The sequence below is a fragment of the Vibrio sp. 10N.222.46.A1 genome (assembly GCF_041473595.1).
Lineage (GTDB): Bacteria > Pseudomonadota > Gammaproteobacteria > Enterobacterales > Vibrionaceae > Vibrio > Vibrio tasmaniensis_A.
The window spans coordinates 1-499 of record NZ_JBFRSN010001532.1 but is presented as its reverse complement, the minus strand read 5'-3'; the positions used below and the strand labels follow the sequence as shown (position 1 = coordinate 499).

The 499-nt window shown below is 44.3% G+C and carries 1 pseudogene; it reads left to right on the top strand.

What is annotated here, in order from left to right:
- Nucleotides 1–335, top strand: a pseudogene (locus tag AB4496_RS27900) (methyl-accepting chemotaxis protein); the annotation flags it as partial.
- Between the last annotated feature and the right edge of the window lie 164 nt (nt 336–499).

Genomic DNA, 499 nt, shown 5'->3' with positions numbered 1-499 from the left:
TTGAACGCTTAGAAGTTGGCGCTAAACATGCCGTTGGCGTGATGACAGAAAGCAAGGCAAGTGGCGAGAAAACCATTGTTCAAGCGGGCACTGCAGCTTCATCATTGAGCGAGATTCGTAACTCAATCGGCAAGATGAATGAGATGAATACGCAAATCGCAACAGCGGCTTCTCAGCAGTCTCAGGTGTCTGAAGAAGTGAACCAGAATGTTCAACGTATCGCGGAAAGCACCATGAAAATGGTTGAGATGGCAAACAATGCAGAGAACGCATGCATCTCACTAGCAGAACAGTGTGAAGCACTTGATAGCCTAGTTTCTCAGTTTGAAGTGTAATCTTTGAGACTGAACAGGCAACAGTGAGTGGCTAGTCGTTTCTAGTTTTAACCCTCACGCATCTGTAATAGACAATAATAAGGCCCGTACTCAATGAGTGCGGGCTTTCTTTTTTGGTGCGAGTATTTTTTGATAACAGTATTTGTAATACAAGGTCGGTTCAA